A 5,463-nucleotide genomic window follows, 5' to 3' on the forward strand; every position below is an offset into this window, starting at 1 on the left:
ATTAAAAATAGTAGAGCTTCGCACTAAAAACATATAGAACGCAAATTAATTAATTATATTAGGATTTGAGCCTATATGTGTCACAATCCATTTGCCTTTAACTTTTTGCATTATTATAATTAGTGTGGTTGCTCCAGCCATATGTGAAGTATGCATCGTGAATACAATATGTTTTTTATTTTGATAATAAATAGGCTCGGAAAATCCATATACTTTAATATCGAACTTATTGTATTTCTCAATAATAAGTTCTATCCCTTTATTTGTATTCATACTTTCTAAAACAACTTTTTTATTTATAAAGTTATCTTTCGACCAAAAATCCTCGTTACACCAAATCCTATTACCTGGTAGACATCTGTTTTTATATTCTTTCTTCATCTTTTCGAAGTCTTTCTTTTTGTATAATCTTGTGTCACTCTTCCAATTTCCTTGGGAATCAACAATCAATATTTCATTTAATCCAAATATATTTAGTGTTTCATTGGAGTTGATTTTTTCTTTAGCAACATAAAGTATTTGTGTTGTATCTTTTATAATTGTTCCTAAATAATCATTGAGTGCTTTGTATTTTTCATTTGTTGATTGTGCAAATAAAACATTTGAAAAATTTGTCAAACAAAATAAAATAATAGCAGTGTAAAAAAAATAATTTTTCATCTTCTCAATGTTTAGTTGCAAGGTTTTCCTACTGGTTTTTGTTCGTTTGGAGTACCGTGCTCAACTGCACGACCAACAGACTCACAGCTATATCTATTTTTAATTCTATTATTTTCGGTACTTGCAGGAGAAAATGTCTTATTAAATATAGGAGCGTCTTGTAATCCGCCCCAAGCTAAATCTTTATACACTTGGTAATTTATCAAATAATTTGCATCATATTCTTGTAATGCTGATGCCATAGCATCTACGTACCGGTCTGCCATTTCTTTGTGTTGTGCATCTGATGGATTCGGGTAAGTTTTTTTAACATAGGCTTCAAATAATTCAGGAAAAGAGGGTAATGCTGTTGATGGAGTATTGTTATAATCATCTACAATACTTAAAAAATAAGCGTGTATTATTTCGTGTATTAATGCTGTAGCTTTAAATAACTTTGTGCCATCTGTATATCTATCACGGTCAACTCTAATTTCATAATTGTATTTAGAAATTCTCTGAGTTTCTGCATAAGTGCCTGCAGGTTTCATTACCATATTTACCGTATATATACTATTCGCTCCTAATTTTGCAAGTACATTTGCAATACGAGCATTTGTTGTGTTTTTAAGTTGTTGCATAACCTCTTTTGGGCAAGGATCAAGTTTACTATCATCAATTTTATCTTCAATCACTTGAGCGATTAACATTTCGGTCGCTGGAACACCTGTCCAACTATTATTCCCTTCAAAAGTATATAAAAAGCCATCCCATTCTAATACTTTTTCGCCAATACGAGGGTATTGAATCTCTGAAATTCTGCATTAACTAAACGAAGCAGGTGCACCTTCATGAGTTTGTACCCATTTCCCATTTTTCTTTTTGTATATGATGATAGCTGAATTATAATATTCAGGAGGAAATACAGATCCGTAAGAACAATAAAAAATAAGATACTCTTTATTTTGGTAATATATTGGATTTGAAAAATTAAAGAAATTATAATAGGGAGTTCTATAAAAATATTTTATTTCATATGCTTTTGTGCCAAATTCTACTTCTTCAATAATTATATTTTTATTGATAAAATTCTCTGACACCCAAAAGCATTCACTTCCTATATAGGTCGCATTCTCTATTTCAGAAATGGTGTTTTTGCTATATTTTTTTCTTGCTTTTTCCCATTCTTCATCTTTATAGAATGTTTTATCCTGTTTATATTTTCCAGTTACGGAGTCCAAAGAATAAATATCATTAAATCTAAGTATTTGTAAGATCATGTCAGTATTGATTTTTTTATTCATCATAATAATTTTATTAAAGCGATTATTAATTTTCTTGTCTAAAAAATCATTAATCACTTCGAGTTTATCACTAATGGAATCATTGAAAATTAAAACTGGACTATTGTCCACAGTCCTATTATTCTTGGAACCACAACTTATTATAAAAATTAATATTATAATATACACTAATTGCTTTTTCATTTCTAATTGATTTAATTGCACGGTTTTCCAATTGCATATTGTCCTTGAGAGTAAACTCCGTTTATTTCGGCACCAATTCTTGCCGTTATTCTATTGTCATTTATGCTTCCTTTTGGAAATTTTGCATTATATACATCAGTCCCTTGTAAACCGCTCCAAGCCATGTCTTCAAAAACTTGTTTGTCTGCTGGAGAAAAAGGAATTCCGTTATTTGCTTGATACGCCTCCAATGCAGATGCAATCGCATCAACATACTTATTAGCCATATCCTCGTGCTGGGCTATAACAGAGTTGCCTACACCAGCATTTAAAGCATATAAATTAAACAATTTAGGAAACCCGTTAAAAGGATCATTAGTTGGATAACTGTAAGTATTGTAGTCGTCTACCACGCTTAATATATATGCATGAATCATTTCGTGCAACATACCAGTTGCTTTATATAATTTTGTTGCAGTTGTAAAACTGTTATCTGTGACAGTTATTAAATAGTTGTTTTTTGAAATTTTTGTCGTTTCGGCAAAATTGTTTAGCTTTGTAATCCCCATTTTCATTGTTACATTATATATGTTACTAGGCACAAATTTCGCCAATACTTTAGTAATATCTGTGTTTGCTGCATTTTTAAGTTGTGTCATAATCCCCTTAGTGCATGGATCAAGGTTAGTGTCATCAATTTTATCTTCAATCACTTGAGCGATTATTGCATCTGTAGCTGGAACACCTGTCCAACTATTATTCCCTTCAAAAGTATATAAAAAGCCATCCCATTCTAATACTTTTTCGCCAAAACGAGGATGTTCAATTTCTGAAATTCGTACAGAAGCTTCAGGAACATTTTTTATCACTAAAGCAGGTAAAGAAATGAAAACAATATCCCAATTGTTTGATGTGGCATTAAATTTATATCGGGTAAATACACCATCTCGACTTGTAAAATCGAACATATTATCGTTCGAAGGACCATTTGGAAAAACTGGCGCTTCATTTATTCCTGGTCCAGTTCCGCTTCCACCACCTCCACCACCGCCTATAGTATTATCGCATGGCACTGATGCGTTTCTATATAACTCACCACCACCACCACCGCTGCATGGCGGGGGACAATCCGTATATAAAAATCGCGTAGATTGGTACCCGCTAGGGTAAGTGGTAACAAGATAATAATAATAACAGTTTGAATTACTTCTACTGTTTTTTTGATCTTTTTTCCCCTGATATACAATATTATTTACTTTCAGTATTCCATTTTCGTATTCATTTGAAAGTTTAAGCTTTGTGAAAATATTTAAAAAGAAAACCTCTCCAGAATAATATTCTTTATTTACTTTTTGATCTAAAATGGATACTACAACTTTGTCATAATTGACATTATTATTTTGATCTTTAAATACAATAATGTTAGATCTTACAATTAAATTGTTGTTGAGATAAAAGATGATCTTTGTTTTTGTTGCACCTTCAAATCCATGTACTGTTCTGAGATCAGCAATGAGCAGTTTTTCAGTTGTCCTTAAATCATATTTTTTTAAACTATTAATATCTATTGCAACTGTGATTTGCTCAATGGCACTAATTTGCTCTTTACTTGCATTGATTTTAAAATCATTTAAGTAAATTAGAACAGCTTCTTTATAAATGTTGTGTATTTGATTTTGTTGATTAAACGCCTCTTCATCTAGCTGGCATTTCGTTACTAGAAGCGGAATAAAAATTAAAAGCAATATTCTAAAATATTGTGCTAGATATTTTTTGTAAGTGGTTTGTAGTTTGTGGTTTGTGGTTTGTGGTTTTCATAATTTAATTTTAAAATTAGTCTTTTTTAACTACTATTAACCAAATGTACACAAAGTAAATGATTTAACATATACCGACTTTTAATGATATTTTATAGAAACTTGTACATCTATTTTGTTATTAAAAAAAAGAATTTATTAGTACTTACGAGATTAAATCAGAAAATGAGCAATGATAATTTAATCATTTTTATTATTTATTGCTGATAGCTGGCCCGCTAGTATCAATGATGCTGAAGCTAGAAAAGATTGGAACTGGAAACATAAATTTGATTTAGAAACAATGACAGCGGATATGCTGGAGCATTTGAGCGAAAAAGAATAAGCTCGATTTCTTTCGTTTAAAAAATGACTTTGCTTTGTAAGTGGGTCTCAGTGTCTTTCGGGATATAAACTTAAAAGAAAAGGTGTTTTGGAGATTTAATTGAGTTTTTTACATAAAGTGATGAACATTAAAGGTGAATAATATAGAAAAAATTAATAATATTAATATTATTTTTTTAATTTTACAATATTGTAATGGCAACATAGCAATCTAAAAAATTGACCAAATAACCGAAAATTTAATCATTAAAAAATTACTTATTTGTCTAGGGATCGTTTTGTTTTTATCCTGTGAAAAAGAGGATTCAATTGCAACGGATTCAATTTCGACATCAATCTACAATAAAGACATTTCGAATTACCTGAATCTGCTTAAAACACAATCGAATAAGGAGAATTCTCTAAAAATCGAAGCACTTGTAAATGCTATTGACCTGAATAGTGTAAAAATCTATAATTTAAAATCCACAGAAAAATTAGTTGTTGTCGATTTGAAATCGCTAAAAGGTTTTGAAATTTCAGATAAAACAAAAGCGATTTTCTTTGTGTATGAAAATAAAATCACACGTTCAAACATTGTTACTTTTAATGTTAAAGTTCCGTTTGATAATCTGGATAAAGTGATACTATCCGTTTTGGACATGAAAAAAAACAAGGATAACCATACCGGCAAGATTTCATTTTACAATATGCATCAAATTATCTCGCTTTCGAACGAATTTGAGAATGGAAAATTGACGTTCAATGGAATGGCGCGCAGGAAAACAACAATAAACATTACAGGAAAATCTGCTGGATGTATCGATTGGTATTGGGTAACTAACTCCTCTTCCACATATTTATATACCACTTGTGACTCTTGTCAACCCTATCGTATGAGCGGGATAAAATGTGACCGTGGCGGTGGCGGCAGTTCAAGCAGCGGTACAAGTTATCCTTCATATCCTTCCAATCCCAAAAACGACGATTTATATACATATATGGATCAAGATGGTGAGTTCGTAACAAAAAAATATAACGGTGTAACTGGAGTTTGGGATTTGTTCTCAATAAGCCTGAGCGATGTGGTAACATATAGTAAACCCGCAAAGTATTACTATTTGATTATTCAATGGCCTTATGATCAGAAGAAAGTTATACATGGTGATCTAATATATATCTATGATGGAGCTTCAGGAAATTGGGAAGGAGTGCCTATAACTTATCCTAGCCCATGC

5 protein-coding genes are annotated in these 5,463 nt (G+C 31.0%); 1 reads left to right on the top strand and 4 read right to left on the bottom strand.

The annotated features are described in order from the left end of the window. Positions 1–45 precede the first annotated feature (45 nt). The 4 genes from BUB42_RS15910 to BUB42_RS15925 all read right to left on the bottom strand — a co-directional run bounded on the left by BUB42_RS15910 (position 46) and on the right by BUB42_RS15925 (position 3,850). On the bottom strand, positions 46–660 hold the full coding sequence (locus tag BUB42_RS15910; protein ID WP_073022142.1) for a hypothetical protein: 615 nt from the start codon (positions 658–660) through the stop codon (positions 46–48). 11 nt (positions 661–671) lie between these two features. Then, positions 672–1,349 (bottom strand): hypothetical protein, encoded by a 678-nt coding sequence (locus BUB42_RS15915; protein ID WP_073022144.1) that lies wholly within the window; start codon positions 1,347–1,349, stop codon positions 672–674. 114 nt (positions 1,350–1,463) lie between these two features. After that, positions 1,464–2,126 carry a hypothetical protein gene (locus BUB42_RS15920; RefSeq protein WP_139257432.1) on the bottom strand — a complete coding sequence of 221 codons (663 nt, stop codon included), beginning with the start codon at positions 2,124–2,126 and terminating at the stop codon, positions 1,464–1,466. A gap of 11 nt (positions 2,127–2,137) precedes the next feature. Then, complete coding sequence (locus BUB42_RS15925; protein WP_073022148.1) at positions 2,138–3,850, bottom strand: hypothetical protein; 1,713 nt, start codon at positions 3,848–3,850, stop codon at positions 2,138–2,140. A gap of 674 nt (positions 3,851–4,524) precedes the next feature. On the opposite strand from BUB42_RS15925, the gene BUB42_RS16795 reads away from it, so the two are divergent. Then, a partial coding sequence (locus BUB42_RS16795) for a hypothetical protein (RefSeq protein WP_244533958.1) occupies positions 4,525–5,463 on the top strand: 939 nt, incomplete at its 3' end.

Source organism: Flavobacterium micromati, assembly GCF_900129585.1.
In the GTDB taxonomy this organism is placed as follows: domain Bacteria; phylum Bacteroidota; class Bacteroidia; order Flavobacteriales; family Flavobacteriaceae; genus Flavobacterium; species Flavobacterium micromati.

Coding starts and splice junctions, on each gene's coding strand:
- BUB42_RS15915 (WP_073022144.1), bottom strand. CDS start 1,349: ATGTTAATCGCTCAAGTGATTGAAGATAAAATTGATGATAGTAAACTT.
- BUB42_RS15910 (WP_073022142.1), bottom strand. CDS start 660: ATGAAAAATTATTTTTTTTACACTGCTATTATTTTATTTTGTTTGACA.
- BUB42_RS15920 (WP_139257432.1), bottom strand. CDS start 2,126: ATGAAAAAGCAATTAGTGTATATTATAATATTAATTTTTATAATAAGT.